General features: G+C 38.4%; 14 protein-coding genes. 1 reads left to right on the forward strand and 13 read right to left on the reverse strand.

All coding sequences use genetic code 11. The features are described 5' to 3' along the window. Positions 1 to 35 precede the first annotated feature (35 nt). The 8 genes from AC5YC8_RS03040 to AC5YC8_RS03075 are packed head-to-tail and all read right to left on the reverse strand — an operon-like array spanning position 36 to position 7,555. Positions 36 to 839 carry a hypothetical protein gene (locus AC5YC8_RS03040; protein WP_496163497.1) on the reverse strand — a complete coding sequence of 268 codons (804 nt, stop codon included), beginning with the start codon at positions 837 to 839 and terminating at the stop codon, positions 36 to 38. A 9-nt stretch (positions 840 to 848) separates the two neighbouring features. Beyond that, positions 849 to 1,934, reverse strand: a complete 1,086-nt coding sequence (gene aroB, locus AC5YC8_RS03045) for a 3-dehydroquinate synthase (RefSeq protein WP_496163498.1) — start codon at positions 1,932 to 1,934, stop codon at positions 849 to 851. 20 nt (positions 1,935 to 1,954) lie between these two features. Next, positions 1,955 to 2,497: a shikimate kinase AroK gene (gene aroK / locus AC5YC8_RS03050; protein WP_496117326.1), complete on the reverse strand. Its 543-nt coding sequence runs from the start codon at positions 2,495 to 2,497 to the stop codon at positions 1,955 to 1,957. Between the two features lie 37 nt (positions 2,498 to 2,534). After that, positions 2,535 to 4,616: a type IV pilus secretin PilQ gene (locus tag AC5YC8_RS03055; RefSeq protein WP_496163499.1), complete on the reverse strand. Its 2,082-nt coding sequence runs from the start codon at positions 4,614 to 4,616 to the stop codon at positions 2,535 to 2,537. A 14-nt stretch (positions 4,617 to 4,630) separates the two neighbouring features. Then, the gene (locus tag AC5YC8_RS03060) at positions 4,631 to 5,158 is read right to left on the reverse strand and encodes a pilus assembly protein PilP (RefSeq protein WP_496163500.1); all 528 of its coding nucleotides are present in this window, start codon (positions 5,156 to 5,158) and stop codon (positions 4,631 to 4,633) included. Further along, a complete protein-coding gene (locus AC5YC8_RS03065) occupies positions 5,158 to 5,841 on the reverse strand; it encodes a type IV pilus inner membrane component PilO (protein WP_496163501.1) in 684 nt (227 codons plus the stop codon). The genes AC5YC8_RS03060 and AC5YC8_RS03065 overlap by 1 nt, the downstream gene beginning before the upstream one ends. Next, on the reverse strand, positions 5,838 to 6,497 hold the full coding sequence (locus AC5YC8_RS03070; protein WP_496163502.1) for a PilN domain-containing protein: 660 nt from the start codon (positions 6,495 to 6,497) through the stop codon (positions 5,838 to 5,840). The genes AC5YC8_RS03065 and AC5YC8_RS03070 overlap by 4 nt, the downstream gene beginning before the upstream one ends. Then, entirely contained in the window at positions 6,497 to 7,555 is a 1,059-nt protein-coding gene (locus AC5YC8_RS03075) for a pilus assembly protein PilM (protein ID WP_496117320.1), read from the reverse strand. Before AC5YC8_RS03075 ends, AC5YC8_RS03070 begins: the two co-directional genes overlap by 1 nt. Before the next feature lie 167 nt (positions 7,556 to 7,722). On the opposite strand from AC5YC8_RS03075, the gene ponA reads away from it, so the two are divergent. Then, the gene (gene ponA, locus AC5YC8_RS03080; protein WP_496163503.1) at positions 7,723 to 10,233 is read left to right on the forward strand and encodes a penicillin-binding protein PBP1a; all 2,511 of its coding nucleotides are present in this window, start codon (positions 7,723 to 7,725) and stop codon (positions 10,231 to 10,233) included. A 70-nt stretch (positions 10,234 to 10,303) separates the two neighbouring features. Here the strand turns inward: ponA and AC5YC8_RS03085 are convergent, their stop codons facing one another. The 5 genes from AC5YC8_RS03085 to ftsI all read right to left on the reverse strand — a co-directional run bounded on the left by AC5YC8_RS03085 (position 10,304) and on the right by ftsI (position 17,040). Then, on the reverse strand, positions 10,304 to 11,107 hold the full coding sequence (locus AC5YC8_RS03085) for a putative RNA methyltransferase (RefSeq protein ID WP_496163644.1): 804 nt from the start codon (positions 11,105 to 11,107) through the stop codon (positions 10,304 to 10,306). Positions 11,108 to 11,172: 65 nt separating this feature from the next. After that, on the reverse strand, positions 11,173 to 12,291 hold the full coding sequence (mraY, locus tag AC5YC8_RS03090) for a phospho-N-acetylmuramoyl-pentapeptide-transferase (protein WP_496117315.1): 1,119 nt from the start codon (positions 12,289 to 12,291) through the stop codon (positions 11,173 to 11,175). Further along, the gene (locus AC5YC8_RS03095; protein WP_496163504.1) at positions 12,291 to 13,700 is read right to left on the reverse strand and encodes a UDP-N-acetylmuramoyl-tripeptide--D-alanyl-D-alanine ligase; all 1,410 of its coding nucleotides are present in this window, start codon (positions 13,698 to 13,700) and stop codon (positions 12,291 to 12,293) included. The genes mraY and AC5YC8_RS03095 overlap by 1 nt, the downstream gene beginning before the upstream one ends. A gap of 8 nt (positions 13,701 to 13,708) precedes the next feature. Continuing rightward, on the reverse strand, positions 13,709 to 15,205 hold the full coding sequence (locus AC5YC8_RS03100) for a UDP-N-acetylmuramoyl-L-alanyl-D-glutamate--2,6-diaminopimelate ligase (protein WP_496163505.1): 1,497 nt from the start codon (positions 15,203 to 15,205) through the stop codon (positions 13,709 to 13,711). Positions 15,206 to 15,216: 11 nt separating this feature from the next. Further along, complete coding sequence (ftsI, locus tag AC5YC8_RS03105) at positions 15,217 to 17,040, reverse strand: penicillin-binding protein PBP3 (protein WP_496117310.1); 1,824 nt, start codon at positions 17,038 to 17,040, stop codon at positions 15,217 to 15,219. Positions 17,041 to 17,044 lie beyond the last annotated feature (4 nt).

The raw sequence follows: 17,044 nt of genomic DNA on the forward strand, positions 1-17,044 counted from the left end.
CTTGTGACCCATTTTCACTCACTTTATCTTTTTTATTATTCTGAAGACACTGCTGGCGTAACAGGAACTTCTGTATGCGTCTTTTGAATATCTACAATGTTTCCATTTCCATCCCGACGAGTCACTGTTGTGGATGTTGTTGCAGAATCAGGGATTTGATTTTCACTGATGGTGTTCTGTTTTACGACTGGTACCACAACTTTAGGAAGAGCAGCAGGTAACAATCTAACTTCATACAACTTCCCAGTAACACCTAGATCATCTGAGCCAAGATCATTGACCAAACCTGCATATTCAGAAAATGTATGAATACTTGGTTTAACTGAAGCAGGAAGGTTTATTGTCAATTGTGTTAAATCTGATTTCGCAGCATTTGAACTATCGTAGTTACCATAAAGTACGACATATTGTTCTTGCTGATTTTCACCACTTAAACGAATATAAGTAAACTGTGAACGATCTTTTTGCTTTTGAATAAAACCCTTAACAACACTTTCTTCTCTTGCTCGAAATAATTCAATGGTCGAGTTTTTAGCATGATCTGCAATAAACTTAGTACCTCGAAATTCTGCTTCATGATTACCTGATGCTGTTAACCGCGTGGTGATTTCTAAAGGTTTTACTTCCTCTAAAAGCGCACCTAAATGTGCTGTTGCTGCAACTTTTTCAGGCTGAATTTGAATTTCAACCTCTGTCTCAGGCTCTTTTACAATTTCAACATAATCTTCTTCTTTGTCTGAAACAGCCCAAAAAACCAAAGCAAAAAATAAGCACAACACACCGCACGTAAGCCAAATTGAACTTTGAATACGTTCCCAATATGTACGGAGTGTTGCCATAAAAATACCCTATGAAGTTTCTTGATTGGCTAAAATTGATTGTTTCATCAATTCTACATCAAACTCTTTTGTAATAACCGCATGACCTAATTGCTTCATCAATACAAGACGGAGCTGACCATTCAGCACTTTCTTATCATGTGACATAAATCCAAGAAAATCATCCAAGGGGATTTTAGGGCAAATAATAGGTAATTGTGCACGAGAAATGATGTTTTTTGTACGCTCTAAATCTGCTTCACTAACCCATCCCATTCTATAGGACAAATCTGCCGCCATGACCATCCCAGTTGCTACAGCTTCCCCATGTAACCACTCGCCATACCCCAAGTATGATTCAATCGCATGACCAAAAGTATGACCTAAATTTAATAATGCACGTTCACCTTGTTCTTTTTCGTCATTTGCAACAATACGTGCTTTATGTGCACAAGAACGATAAACCGCTTCAGCAAGCAATACTTCATCACCCGCAACTAGACCATCAATATGCTCTTCAAGCCAAGCTAAGAATTCAATATCACCCAAAAGCGCATATTTAATAACTTCGGCTAAACCTGCTGAAAGTTCACGTGGTGGCAATGTTTTTAATTGAGACATATCTGCAAGCACCACTTGGGGCTGCTGAAATGCACCAATCATATTTTTGCCTAAAGGATGATTAATTCCTGTTTTACCGCCAACACTAGAATCGACTTGAGAAAGTAATGTTGTAGGAACTTGAATGAAATAAACACCGCGCTGAAAACTTGCAGATGCAAATCCTGCCATATCTCCAATCACGCCCCCACCCAAAGCAAGAACAGTACAATCTCGATTGAAACCAACCTTTAACAAAGCATCAAAAATTAATGTTAAATGTTCAATATTTTTATACTTTTCACCATCAGGCAAAATACAAGTTTCAACTGTTTTACCCAAGGCTTCAATTGCACATATATAGCGGTCTAAATACAAAGGCGCAACTGTTGTATTGGTCACAATCATCACTTGGCGACCTTTAATATAAGGCTCAAGTAATGTTTGTGGATTTAAATCACTACCAATAAAAATTGGGTAACGGCGATCGCCGAGTTCAACATGTAGAGTTTGCATGAAATAGACCGCTTAACAACTTAAAGTAATTCGTTAGAAACAACTAAATTCAAGATACTATGCGCCAAATCTCGCGCTGCACCTTGGTTTGTTTCAATAATATAATGAGCAACATCTCTATACAAAGGGTCGCGGATAGCCAAAAGATCTCGTAACTTACGTTCAGGATTTTCGACTTGCAGTAGAGGACGATTTTTATCGCGATAAGTCCGTTGAAGCTGAATTTCAACAGGCGTATATAAATAAACAACGATACCACGCTGTTTTAAAAATTTACGATTAGGGGCTTGAGTCACAGCACCACCACCTGTTGCTAAAACAAGGTTTTGTCGATTTGTTAACTCATCAATAACCGTTGTTTCTCGACTTCTGAATCCTATTTCACCTTCTTTTTCAAAGATCCAAGGAATCGTCGCACCTGTTTTTCGCTCAATCTCATGATCGCTATCTAGAAACTCACGACCTAACAACTCTGCGAGGTGTCGTCCAACGGTTGTTTTTCCTGCCCCCATCGGCCCTACCAAATATATATTTGGTAGAGACCCAAACTCTTTGCTTAGCAAGGAGTCACCTTTTAATTTTGTTTAAATTGAAAATATATTAATGATTTCTTGAAACACTGTCATTAACAATTCGTGGTGTAACAAAAATCAATAGCTCAGATTGAAGATTTGATTTGACATTATTCTTAAATAAATTCCCTACAAATGGAATATCACCTAAGAATGGCACTTTTTTATAGGTGTTACTTTTCGCATCATCAAAAATACCACCAAGTACAACCGTTTCGCCATCATCAATCAACACATTGGTTTCAAGTTCATTCTTCTTAATCGCATAGCCTGCTGTAGTTAACTCACCCACAGTATCCTTTTGAATTTTTAAAGACATCTGAACTTTACCGTCAGGGGTAATACTTGGCGTAACTTCCAATTTAAGGTTTGCATCAACAAAGTTTGTTGTTACCCCAGTATCGGCACTCCATGTTTGGTATGGAAGCTGATCACCACGGAGAATGTGAGCCTTTTGCTTATCGCCTGTTAGAACTTTTGGTGCAGAAAGCACTTCACCATGTCCATCGGCCTGCATTGCCGTTAACTCTAAATTCAGCATGTAATCTGAGATTTTAAGTAAACCAAAGTTAAAGCTACCTGATGTTGCTGTTCCTAAATTCACGCCCAAATCAAATTTCGGAGAGAAATCACCACCCCAAACTGTAGAACCATTTGCTCCACCAGCAAAAGATGGATTATTTCTCTCAAGATTCCAATTAATACCCAACTCTCGAGCAAAACTTGTATCTGCTGTTACAATTCTTGCCTCAATCATGACTTGCTTAACAGCTACATCAAGCAAGTCGATCATTTTTTTCACTTTTTGAATAAATTGCTCGGTATCATTCACAATCAATGTATTGGTTCGTTTATCGACAGAAATAGAACCTCGACTACTCAGAAGACTTTCACCTTTCTCACTTGCTCCACCTGCAGATTTATTTGAGGTGATTAATGAGGCAATATCTTCAACTTTTGCATAATTCAATTGAATATATTCTGTTTGAATTGGTGCTAGTTTAATTTGTTGCTCAAGCATTTTTACTTCTTCAGCATCAGCCTTAGATAACTCTGTTACTGGTGCAATCCAAATCACATTGCCAGTACGGCGTTTATCTAAATTTTTTGCTTTTAAAATAATGTCTAAAGCTTGATCCCACGGCACATCTTTTAAGCGTAATGAGATACTTCCCCCTACACTATCAGCAGCAACCATGTTCATATTGGTAAAATCTGCTAAAAGTTGAAGAACTCGACGAACCTCAATATCTTGGAAGTCTAAAGAAAGCTTTTGACCTGTATAGCTTGTTGCTGAACGTGGTTTTAAAACATTTTTTTCAGTTGGACGCTTTAACGTAATTGTCAGCTTATTTTCAGCTTGATAAGCCATGTATTCATAGCCACCCGTCGCCTGAATAGTGATTACACCATTTGCTCCATCATTATGTGAATCAATGGTTGATACAGGAGTTGCAAAATCATTCACATTTAAACGACGTGTTAAATTTGCTGGGATTTTATTACCAATGGTACGAACAATAATTTTGCTACCATTTTGCTGAACATCAACAGGGGTATCTTTTCCAAGCAAATCAACAATAACTTGTCCATCACCATCCGCACCACGTTGAAAAGAAATATTTGAAACACCTTTTGCAATTTGGTTTCGTATTGGTGCAGGTACAGGTTTAGCAACCGCATTTGCTGAGTTAATTTTTAATATGAATGTATTGCCTTCAACACGTGTTGTGAATGCGCCTGAATTTGCTAAATTTACAGTTAAACGTGAACGCTCAGCATCTGAAGCCACATCTACAGAACTAGCTTCTTTTGATGTAACAGGAATGGTTTTTTGCTGTAGCTTTTGTTGTGTTTTGTCAAAATCTAGAATTAAGCGTGACGGCTGTTCCAACTGATAAGCCGCTGGTTGCGAAGGAATTCCATTAAACATCACACGTATTTCAGTCCCCTGACCAGGTACTTCCATTGGGACAATGTTTGTAATACTTAATTGAGCATTTGCAGCTTGTACTATGGCAAAAGCAACTGCCCCCATAGAAAATTGACGGAACAAGTTGTTCATTGTATGACCATCCCCAAATATAAAATCTTTTGTACTATTCTTCATTTTTATTCCTTAACTTATGGCGTAAGCCCAATTAAAATCAGACTTCTTGGACGTTCGACATATCCATCACGACCATCTGGAATAATTTCAATTAAGTCGATTTGTGTGGGTGTAATTTTCACTACACGCCCGTAGCTTGTCCCCATATAGCTACCGACTTGCACACGATCTACTTCCCCATCTGGTGTTTGAATTAATGCAATAATCTGTCCTGCATTATTTTTAAGACTTCCTTTCAGGCTTAAAGATTCAAGCGGATAACTTTCTAACGGTTGTGGTTGACGTGATAAGTTTGGATATACTCGCTTACCAGCCATAAGTTTTAACTCTGCCGCCAAAGAACTCTGTATAAATGGACTACGTAGTTGCAAAGCTGAATAATTAAACACTGGAGCAGGATCAAAATTAGGGGTAGGCTCAATAGGTAACGGTGGCTGACTTCGAATTTCAGCCATTTGTAAGTTAACCTCATCAATTCTAGAATCACAACCTACAAGTGTTGCTGTAGCAAAGCAAAGAAGCATTAATGTTTTAATCTTCATTATTGTGCTCCTTCTGCATTACCCACATAACGATAAGTCTTGGCTTTTACGTTATATGTAATTTGAGGTATATCTGTTCTCTTTTCTGTATTTGGACCAGCTGTCAGCGTAAAATCATGCAATGTTACAATTCGTGGTAATGCTGCAATACTGCTCGAAAATGCACCAAAAGAATGATAATCACCTACAGCTTCCATAGAAATAGGCTGCTCAATGAAAAATTCTTGTGCAACTTCTGGTTCTAAACGAATATTTCTAAACTTCAGCCCTGAATTTACCCCTGTTACGTTAATGTCTTCAACCAAACCAGGAATTTCAGTTTCTTTCGGAAGTTGCTCTAATTGCTGATTAAAGTTTGCTTCCATTTCTTGTAATTGGCGCTGATACGCTTGTAAGTTTCGAAGCTTTGAATCTTTCGCTCTAAACTCATTTAACAAGTTTTGCTCTTGTGCATTTGCATTAGAAATCTCATCCATCTTAGGTTTTAACAACAACATATAACCTAAGAACATGATCCCCACCAAAACAAAAATCCAAACGGTAACTTTTACCGAAACTGGCCAACCACCATAGTTATTTGCATCCAATGTATTCCACTGTTGCATAAATTTTTGAAAATCAAATTTTTTCTTTTTCGCAACTGGCACTTCTTCAGTCATATCATCAAAGTCATTTATACTCATTGCGCGACCTCCGAAGCTGAAACTTCAACAACTTGTTCTTCTACAACCACTGCTGGTTGCTCTGCTGCAACAGCTTGAATAGATGGTTCATCTAAGTCTGCTGTCACCACAAATGTTCCATAACTAGCTTCTGGACGTGGTACTAAAGATTTTTGACCTTGAGCTGGCTCTGGACCTGCAAGAAATGAATTCATAAACGCATTTCTATACCAAGAGGATGCTTCTAAATTTCTCAAAAACTCAGCTACAGCATTTGGGCTTTCTGCTCTACCTTCAAACGTAAATTTATTACCTGCTCGTGTAAAACGAGTGATATAAACATTTTCTGGTGTTACACGTACCAATTCATCAATCAAGCGAACTGCAATAGGTCTTTGACTTTGTAAACCTTGAATTAGCTGCATACGTTCAATAATTTGATTACGCTTTTCTTGCAAACCTTCTAAAGATTTAAGTTGCTGATCTAAATTTTGATTAGTGCTAACAATAAGTTGATTAGCTTGCTCTTGATCACTTAATTTTTGGTCATAGAAAAACCATGTAATCCCAACAAGTAATACGCCCAACAATGCAACTACAGCACTTGCAGCAATAAATTGTTTCTTTCTTTTTTCTCTCAGCTCTTCGCGCCAAGGGAGTAAATTAATCTTTGCCATTAATCAAAACTCCTCAATGCTAATCCGCATGCAACTAATAACGATGGCGCATCACTTTCAATTTTTTTAATATCGATTTGTGGTGAAAAACCCATCTGTAAAAATGGATTTGCTGTCGTCACGCGATAACCTAGTTTTTGTTGTAAAACCTTTGCTAAGCCTGGAATATTTGCATTTCCGCCAGCCAACAAAATATGGTCAATTTCATTGAATTGAGAAGATGAGAAAAAGAACTGTAATGAACGAGCTGCCTGTTGAATTACAGCATCTAAAAATGGCTCTAAAACCTCTGTATCGTAATCGTCAGGTAAAGTACGCGTTTTTTTCGCTCGCCCTGCCTCTTCATACGACAACCCATAACGGTTTTGAATTTCTTGTGTTAACTGTTTACCGCCAAACACCTGTTCGCGGTTATAAATAATTTTATTATCTTGCAATACAGACAATGTAGTCATGGTGTGACCAATATCTAAAATACCAATCGTATTTGCACCCATTGGTAAAGTATCAGCAAAAACTTTAAATGCATTTTCAATAGCAAAGTTTTCAACATCGGCTATTTTAGGTGTTAAACCAGCTAGTTCAATTGCCTCACAACGCATTTCCACATTTTCAACACGTGTCGCAACGAGTAATACATTCACACGATTTGGGTTAGATAAACGATCTGATAAGACTTCAAAATCTAGACTTACTTCATCCAATGGGAATGGAATATATTGCTCTGCATCCATACGAATTTGAACTTCCCGTTCATCACTCGTCATATCCGCATCCATTTCAATGACTTTGGTAATTACCATAGATGTAGGAATTGCGAGCGCAACATTGTCAATTCGAATATTAGAAATACTCAAAGCTTTTTCAATGGCATCGCCAACAGCTTCTGGATTGAGAATATTTTTTTCAACAACACTACCTTCAGGTAATGGTACTAAGGCGTAATTTTCCACCCAATATCGACCATTTTTTACAGAAAGTTCCAGCAATTTAACAGAAGTAGAACTAATATCTACGCCTATTAACCCCTTACTCTGCTTACTATATAGACTGCGCACTATAGTCAATTCCTATTATTTTTCTTCCCCAAAAAAAAATAAGCTACTAATCGATGATGTTCTATTATTATTAAGGTATACAATAACTCATCTAACAATCGACATCCTTAAAGGATATACTGACTATCAATTAGTTTGCCATTAGCCCTTATTAAAACTCACTTGTTATGAAAAAGCTATCTTGTTCGGGTCGTGTTCATCCATTTTTTTTGTTAATTACTATCATTTTAGCTGTAATCCCTATGGGATTTTACGGTATGTATCTATATATCGCACCGTCACTACCTGAAATGTCTAGCTTACAAAAAGCTCCACTTCTCAAGCCTTTACAGGTTTTTAGTGCCGATAATGAGTTAATTGCAGAATATGGTGGCAAACTTTCTATTCCAATGGAATATGATCAAATTCCTAAAAAATTTACTTATGCGTTTCTTGCAGCAGAAGACTCATCTTTTTTTGAGCACAGTGGTATTAGTTTCAAGGGCTTAGGGCGAGCCGTTAGTGAGGCTGTTACAGGATCAAATGTACAAACTGGTGGTTCGACCATCACAATGCAAGTGGCAAAAAACTATTACTTAAGCCCAGAAAGAACAATCAAAAGAAAGCTGACCGAAGTCTTCTTAGCAAGAAAAATCGAACAAAATTTAACGAAAGAAGAAATTTTAACGCTCTATGTAAACAAAATTTTTCTAGGTAAAAATGCATACGGCATTGCGGCAGCCGCTAAAATTTATTATGACAAGAGTGTTAATGAGCTTTCAATTGCCGAAATGGCAATGATTGCAGGTTTACCCAAAGCACCCTCTAAATACAACCCTGTTGCCAATCCCGAAAGAGCTCTTGAACGTCGAAATTGGATTTTAGGTCGAATGCTTCAACTTGGTTATATCAATCAACATGAATATCAAGTTGCTACAGCTGAACCGATTAATCTGAATATGCCCGACCGTGGTATCAGCAATCGATTTCCCTATGTTGGAGAATTAGTTCGCTCAGAATTAGTTGAAAAGTTTGGTGAACAAGCAATTGATTCAGGTTATAAAGTTTACACAACTATTGATAGCAAACGTCAGGCTTATGCAGAACAATCCGTTCAAGAAGGTCTAGAAGCATATGACCGTCGTCATGGTTGGCGTGGTGCAGAAGCATACGATAAGCCTCTTAAAAATTTTCCTATATTTGCCAATACTTATCCAGCAAAAGTAATAGCAGTACATAGTTCTAGCTTTGAAGCACTTATGCAAGATGGTAAAACCGTTACTGTAAATTGGGCAGGTATGTCTTGGGCTCGCCCTTATATCAATGCAAATGCAGTGGGGGCAGCACCTACCAAAGCATCACAAATTGTTAAAGTGAATGATATTATCCGCCTCCGACCAAATGAAAATAAAACAGCTTGGTCACTGATTCAAGTTCCGCGTGTACAAGGGCAGCTTATTGCACTCAATCCAAATAATGGTGCAATCGAAGCCATAGTCGGTGGATATAACTTCTATCAATCTTCATTTAACCGTGCAATTCAAGGCTGGCGTCAACCGGGTTCTACCATCAAACCTTTCATTTATGCACTCGCATTAGAAAAAGGTATGACACCTTATACCATGGTAGATGACTCTCCTATTACGATTGGTAAATGGACACCTAAGAATTCAGATGGTCGCTATTTAGGGGCTATTCCACTGCGTCGTGCCTTATATTTATCTCGTAATACCGTTTCGGTAAGATTGCTTCAACAAGTAGGAATTAGTCGCGCACGCCAACTTCTTATGGACTTTGGTTTACAAGAAGATCATATCCCGAGCAACTACACTATTGCTTTAGGTACACCACAAGTATTACCTGTACAAATGGCAACAGGCTATGCAACTTTTGCAAATGGCGGTTATCGCATTCAACCACATTTCATTAATCGCATTGAAGATGCTTATGGAAAAATCATTTATCAAGCAAACCCTGAATACGCATGTATTGAATGCATTAATGAAGATTCAGTAGATTCTGCCGATGTGATTACACCTGATGATGAGGTTATTGCAGCAACTCAAAAAGATAAAGCTATAACCACAACTACTGAAGATAAAACCCAATATCGCCAAGCACAGCGTATTTTAAAATCCAGCTCTGCATTTGATATGGCAAACATCCTACAAGATGTCATTGTTCATGGTACAGGTCGAGCAGCTCTGAGTATTGGCCGTAATGACTTAGGTGGTAAAACAGGAACAACAAACGATGCCAAAGATGCATGGTTTGCTGGATTTAATGGGAAGTTGGTTTCTATTGCATGGGTCGGTTTTGACCAACCAACAACATTAGGACGTCGTGAATATGGTGGTGTTGCAGCTTTACCAATTTGGACAAACTTCATGGCTAAAGCCCTAGAAGGCACACCAGAATCGTGGGTTCGTTTAGATAACAAGTATGCAACAACTGTCCATGAAAAACTGGACAAACCTGCAAAACCTATCGACCGCTCTACTCCGCCATTAGCTCGACCTGTATATCGTCCAGCACCTGTAGAAGCACCATCAACCGCTGATCGAGATTTTTCAGATTTACCAAACACCGTGCTTACACCTTCTCAAAAAGCACCACCTCCGATGCAGAATAAATCTGAAGTGAAACCATCTAATCAGAAAAAAGATGCTCTAGAAAATTTGATTGACCAAGTTCAATAATCACTACTCACTCTTTAATAAAAAGCCCTCATTTGAGGGCTTTTTATTTGAAAAATGAAACATGTAATGTTTATTTTTTCTTAAACACATAAATTTGGAATTGCGCTTTTAATTTCAAACTTTCTTTTTGCTCCAATGCCTCACGACGTTCAACTTTTGCTTTGTAAGCATACGGTGTCATTGCTATTAGATTTTTTAAATCTTGCTGAGGCAACGTAAATGGCGCATCTACCACCACTTCCTCCACAAGCTCAAAGTCACTTGAAAGTTGTTCTACAAACTTATGTGAATCATGCGGTTTTACTTCTTCAAAAAGTGCTTCACGCATTGCATAAAGATGTTCAGTTGCAGGAGTAACCACAAGCAAATAACCATTTACTTTGAGTACACGTAAAATTTCTTCTTTTGGAATTGGGCTAAATAAACTTGTACATAAATCAATAGACTCATCGAGCACTGGCAAAGTTGCACCTGTACCAACAATCCAAGCCACATCTTTATTTAACTTCGCAGCAACTTGTACCGCATTTTTTGCAATATCCACACCTACACATTGCATCACTTCGGCTTGCATCGCATTGGTGTAATAGCCTTCGCCACAGCCAATATCAAGCAAGTTTTCAATGCGTAACTCACGTATCTTTTCAACCACTGCTTGTTGTAATGGCGCGTAATAGCCTGCACTTAAAAATGCACGACGCGCTTGAACAGATTCAGGCGTATCACCCGGATTTTTGCTGTGTTTATGCTGCACAACATGCAAATTCACATAGCCTTGTTTTGCCATGTCATAACTATGATTACTCTCACAGCGCCAAGTTCTGTCAGTAAGCTTCAGCGCCTTTCGACATACAGGACACATTAGTAGATTCATCATTTTCTCCAAAAATTTCACAATAAAAAAAGCCGGCAATTGCCGACTTTTTCTATGCAATTTACTTAACGTAATTTTAAGGTCATTAAGCCCAAAACTACCAGCATAATTGTAATAATCCAGAAGCGAATAACAACTTGTGTTTCACGCCATCCTTTTTTCTCATAATGATGATGTAATGGCGCCATAAGAAATACGCGTTTATTACGCATTCGTAATGAACCAATTTGTAAAAATACAGATATTGCTTCTACCAAAAACACACCTGCCATAATAGCAAATACGATTTCTTGACGAACCATCACCGCAATTGTACCCAACATTGCACCTAAAGATAATGCACCTACATCGCCCATAAAGACTTGTGCAGGATGTGCGTTAAACCATAAAAATGCCAAGCCTGCGCCAATCATTGCCGCACAAATGACAACAAGTTCAGATGTGTATTTCACATAAGGAATATGTAAATAGTTCGCAAAACGAATATCACCAGATAGGTAGGCAAATACACCTAAACCCGCAGCAACAAGAACAATTGGCATGATCGCAAGACCATCTAAACCATCTGTTAAGTTCACTGCATTTGATGCACCGTTAATTACAAAATAAGTAAAGACAATAAAACCAATACCAAGAGGAATCATGGAAAGTGGAATACTAATTTCCTTAAAGAAAGGGATCAGAATATCCAACATATCTGCTGATACATTCGCATCTGGTTGTTGTTTTGCAATCACATATAACGCAATACCAGCACCAATTGAACCGACAGATGTCCAAAAGAATTTCTTTTTCGCAGGTAAGCCAGCATTATCTTTGTAACGAATTTTGATCCAGTCATCCGCCCAACCAACGGCACCAAAAATCACCATTACAGCCAATACAATCCACACATAAGGGTTAGATAAATCTGCCCAAAGTAATGTAGAAATACCAATTGAGAGTAAAATCAGTACACCACCCATTGTTGGTGTACCCATTTTTTTCGCATGGTTTTCTGGAGCAAATGAACTTACCGCCTGACCATATTTCAAAGCTTGAAGCTTACGAATCATGATTGGACCAAGTACTAATCCGATAGTAAGAGCAGTCAATACGCTCAACAATGAACGTAAAGTTAAATAACGCACAACTTGGAATGAGCTGTTATAGCCCGCAAGATGTTCAAATAGCCATAACAGCATTAGATTTTCTCCATCAGGTCAGCCATCAAGGTTTCCATGTGGGTATAACGTGACCCTTTAAATAGGAAACTCATGGTCTGAGGTTGATGTGTTTCGATCAAACTTATTAAAAATGGCAAAGCTTGCTCTTGTGTCAAGAATGCCTGTAATTTTTTACCATATTGTGTACTACGCGCGCCTTCTTGTGAAGCAGGTGCAAATTCCCCGACTGCCACCACAAAATTTAAGCCTTTCGTAGACACTAAATCTCGACCCAACATGTAATGTTGCTGTGCCGCAGTTGCACCTAATTCACCAATATCACCAATAACCATCACCCTTACGCCTTCTTGTTGCGCTAAAACTTCAGCTGCAGCACGCATAGAGGTCGGATTTGCATTGTAAGTATCATCAATAAATAAATGCTGTTTATGTTGAATAAAGTTTAAACGACCTTTTGCACCAGTCGCCTGTTCTAATCCAAGTACAATATCATCTAAAGCAATGCCAATAGATAATGCAAATGCTGTAGCAGCCGTTGCATTTTGAACATTATGCTCACCAGCAAATGGTAAATTAAGCGTTCTGTTACCTTGTGGCGTATTTAAAGTAAAGCTCGATGATTGCGCGTGTAATGCGATGTCGGTGGCAAAAACATCACCACCCAAACCAAAACTTAACGTGTTTTTTGTTTGTATTGCTTTACGAATATCATCTGCAAAATCATCTGCCGCAGGAACAATAGATGTTCCATCTTGAGCAATATGTGCATAAATTTCAGATTTGGCACGGCAAATACCGTCACGTCCACCAAACTCACCTAAATGTGCAGTCCCAATATTAATAATGCCTGCAACATGTGGCTTAACTAAACTTGAAGTGTAATCAATTTCACCTTGATGACTCGCACCCAACTCCATTACTGCATATTGATGTTCAGCACGAAGCTCTAACAACATCATTGGAACGCCTAAATCGTTATTTAAGTTTCCACGCGTAATTAAGGTTGGTGCTAAGCGAGATAAAATACTACCCAACATTTCTTTAGTTGTGGTTTTACCACTACTACCCGTCAGTGCAATCACTTTTAATTGTGAGTTTTTCGCACGACGACAAGCACCTAAATGACCTAATGCCAAACGTGTATCTGCAACAACTAATTGGCAAATATCTGCATCTATAGGATGGCTCACAATTGCTACTTCACAGCCATTATTCGCCACTTGCGCTACAAAGTTATGCGCGTCAAATCGCTCACCTTTTAAAGCTAAAAAAGCATCGCCTTTTTCTGCATCACGCGAGTCTGTTAATACCCGTTTAATTTCCCCTTGAGGTGCTTTGCCATTATGCCAATAACCTTGAGTCGCTTCTTCTAACTGTTTTGCTGTCCATGGCTCTAAAGGCACAGTACTCGTTGTCGATGTATGCATAATCTTTCCTATTGAGCTGGATATGCTGAATCTAAATTATTATGTTGTGCATCAATTGCAGACTGAACTTCAACAACATCATCAAACCAATGACGAACACCATCAATTTCTTGATAGTTTTCGTGTCCTTTACCCGCAATAACCACAATATCGCCATCTTTGGCATTTTTTACTGCAAATTTAATCGCTTCACGGCGGTCATGAATTTCATGAACAATATGTTGATCGAACTGAATTCCTGCTTTCATATCAGCAAAAATTTGTTCAGGATTTTCAGTACGCGGATTATCTGAAGTAATTAAAGCAACATCAGCATGATCAATTGCGGCTTGTGTCATCAGTGGGCGCTTACCACGATCACGGTCGCCGCCACAACCAAATACCGCCCAAAGCTGAGCCGATACGTGACGTTTGAGTGTTTGTAATACTTGAATTAAAGCATCAGGAGTATGTGCATAATCGACCACAAATAAACGCTCATCATCACGAATCACTTGCATACGACCTGGTGCACCTTTTAACTGCGGTGCAACTGCAATTAAATCTGCCAACGCAAAACCAGCTTGTTCTGCCGAAATTAAACTCGCCACGATATTTTCAACATTAAAATGCCCCAATAACGGACTATTTACGTCAAATGTGCCTTGTTCTGTAACAAGCTTAAAACTTGCACCACTTAAGCTATATTCAATATTTTGAACTTGATAATCAGCAACTTGAGTTGTTGAGTACGTTAATATTTTTGGCTTAGCAGGATTTGATTTAGCAGCAGCAATCATAATAGATGCATGTTCATCATCAATATTAATAATCGCAACTTTTAAAGATTCAAATTTAAATAAGCGTGATTTCGCTTCAGCATAAGCTTCAAGCGTACCGTGATAATCCAAATGGTCTCGGCTTAAATTGCTATACGCTGCAATTTCAATATCACAACCATTTAAACGCCCTTGTTCTAAACCATGTGAGCTTGCTTCAATTGCTGCAAATTCTGCACCTTGCTGTGCATATTCATGTAATGCAGTTTGTAAATGCACTGCATCTAATGTGGTATGCGATGATGCTTCCAAGTTTGGCAAAATGCCATTCCCTGTTGTACCCATCACTGCACATTTTTTGCCTTGCAACATTAATAATTCAGCGACTAAACGCGAAATGGTTGTTTTACCATTTGTACCTGTGACAGCAATAATACGCGCTAAAGATACGGGTTGCGTTGCAAGTAAATATTGCTTTTCCCACTGTCCCATTAAATGGCGTACATTTGGTACAACAACTGCATTTCCCAAACCAAGATTAGTTTCAGAAACAATAGCTAAAGCACCATTTACTAATGCTTTCTGTGCAAATTCTATGGTTTTTTCAGGCTGTGAAAACGAAGTCAGGGCAATAAATATTTGCCCTGTTGTCACTTTGCGACTATCGAGATTAAAACCCTGAAATTGTTGCGTCATCCATTCAGAGGGTTGGTCTACGCTATATAGTTCTTGAAATGTAATTGACATTCTTCACCTATTTACTGAACTTTGGGAGCATCTAAGGGTTTATCTAAGGGTACGTTCATTAAACGTAAAGATTCTTGCATTACTCGTGCAAAAACTGGGGCAGCAACTAAACCACCATAATATTGACCTTTAGGATTCTCTACGACCACAATCATTGCCAAACGTGGGTCACTGACAGGTGCAACACCGGCAAATAGTGCACGATAATCTGACTGAGAATAGCCTTTACGGTCTGCTCTTAACTTATGCGCTGTACCTGTTTTACCTGCTACACGATAGCCTGGAATATCAGCTTGACGTGCTGTACCACCTGGTAAAGTTACAGCTTCCATCATAAGTAAAACTTGATCTGCAATTTTAGGGTCAATCATTTGCTCGCCTTTCGGGAGCTCTTCAAGTTTATATAAACTCAAAGGCATTTTTTTCCCTTTATTTGCAATCATTGCATACGCATCTGCTAACTGTAGAACTGTTGCATTTAAACTATAGCCATAAGCCATCGTTGCAACTTCAGAAACATTCCATTTGCTTTTCGGCAAAATTAAACCCGCACTTTCACCTGGGAACTTAACCGCAGAACGCTCACCAAAACCAACGCGTTTATAAAATGTAGGTAATGTTGAATATGGCAATGATAGTGCAATTTTTGCCACACCCACGTTAGATGACTTTTGAATAATGCCACCTAAAGTAAGTGGACCATAATTATGCGTATCACGAATAGTATGATTACCTACACGCATAGAACCCGGTGTGGTGTTAATGACTGAATTTGTTGTAAATTTACCGCTTTCCAAAGCCATAGCAACCGTTAATGGTTTCATTGTTGAACCCGGCTCAAAGGAATCTACTGCACCGCGGTTACGCATCGCATCTTTATTACCCAAACCTTTTTTATCGTTTGGATTATAAGATGGCCAACTTGCCATTGCTAAAATTTCACCTGTCTTAATATCAACCGTAATTGCTGTTGCAGAACGTGCATTATTTGCAACACCTGCCGCTGTTAACTCACGGTACATAATATATTGCAGACGTGAATCTATACTGAGGGTAATATTTTCACCAGCTTCAACTTCTTTAACAATTTCAGGATCTTTAACACGATTGCCACGCTTATCACGTATGGCTTGTTGCTCACCATCCACACCTGCTAAACGTGAGTTCAATTGCATTTCTAAACCTTCAACACCCACACCCTCACTATTGGTCAAACCAATAATTTGTGCATTTGGCTGAGGTTGCGGATAATAGCGTTTATAGTATTTTTCACTGTAAACACCCTGAAAATCACGCTTTAAAATTAAATCTACTTGCTGTGGTGGTACTTCTTTTTTCAATACTAAATAACGTGAACGTGGACGTTCATTCATTTTTTTACGTAATTCAGCACGATCCATTCCAACTGCATCGGCAAGTTCATCTAAATTAAGATTACTATCTGGCAATTGACGTTTCAGTTTTCTATTATCTGGATCTTTTACTAGCTCTGCTGAAATATCTTCATATAATTTTTTAGTTTCAAAGTAATCACGCGGATCTATCACCACTTTCATAATGGGCGTACTAATCGCAAGTGGCACTCCATGACGATCGTAAATGACCCCACGCATTGCTTTAATAGATTCGGTTCTTAAAATTTTAGCATTAACTTTATTTTGCAAAAAATCATGATTTACAATTTGTACATAAAACGCACGACCAATTAATGCAATGAAGCAGAATAAAACAACGCCCCACATTAAATAAAAGCGCCACATTTCAACACTAACTGCATTTCGACTGGTAATCGACTGTTGTTTTTTACCTGTTTGTCTTTTTCGTGGTTCTACCATTGAA

Source organism: Acinetobacter sp. FY731 (genome assembly GCF_059515905.1).

Coding starts and splice junctions, on each gene's coding strand:
- AC5YC8_RS03060 (WP_496163500.1), bottom strand. CDS start 5,158: ATGAAGATTAAAACATTAATGCTTCTTTGCTTTGCTACAGCAACACTT.
- ponA (WP_496163503.1), top strand. CDS start 7,723: ATGAAAAAGCTATCTTGTTCGGGTCGTGTTCATCCATTTTTTTTGTTA.
- AC5YC8_RS03065 (WP_496163501.1), bottom strand. CDS start 5,841: ATGAGTATAAATGACTTTGATGATATGACTGAAGAAGTGCCAGTTGCG.
- aroB (WP_496163498.1), bottom strand. CDS start 1,934: ATGCAAACTCTACATGTTGAACTCGGCGATCGCCGTTACCCAATTTTT.
- AC5YC8_RS03085 (WP_496163644.1), bottom strand. CDS start 11,107: ATGAATCTACTAATGTGTCCTGTATGTCGAAAGGCGCTGAAGCTTACT.
- mraY (WP_496117315.1), bottom strand. CDS start 12,291: ATGCTGTTATGGCTATTTGAACATCTTGCGGGCTATAACAGCTCATTC.
- AC5YC8_RS03070 (WP_496163502.1), bottom strand. CDS start 6,497: ATGGCAAAGATTAATTTACTCCCTTGGCGCGAAGAGCTGAGAGAAAAA.
- AC5YC8_RS03095 (WP_496163504.1), bottom strand. CDS start 13,700: ATGCATACATCGACAACGAGTACTGTGCCTTTAGAGCCATGGACAGCA.
- AC5YC8_RS03055 (WP_496163499.1), bottom strand. CDS start 4,616: ATGAAGAATAGTACAAAAGATTTTATATTTGGGGATGGTCATACAATG.
- AC5YC8_RS03040 (WP_496163497.1), bottom strand. CDS start 839: ATGGCAACACTCCGTACATATTGGGAACGTATTCAAAGTTCAATTTGG.
- ftsI (WP_496117310.1), bottom strand. CDS start 17,040: ATGGTAGAACCACGAAAAAGACAAACAGGTAAAAAACAACAGTCGATT.
- AC5YC8_RS03100 (WP_496163505.1), bottom strand. CDS start 15,205: ATGTCAATTACATTTCAAGAACTATATAGCGTAGACCAACCCTCTGAA.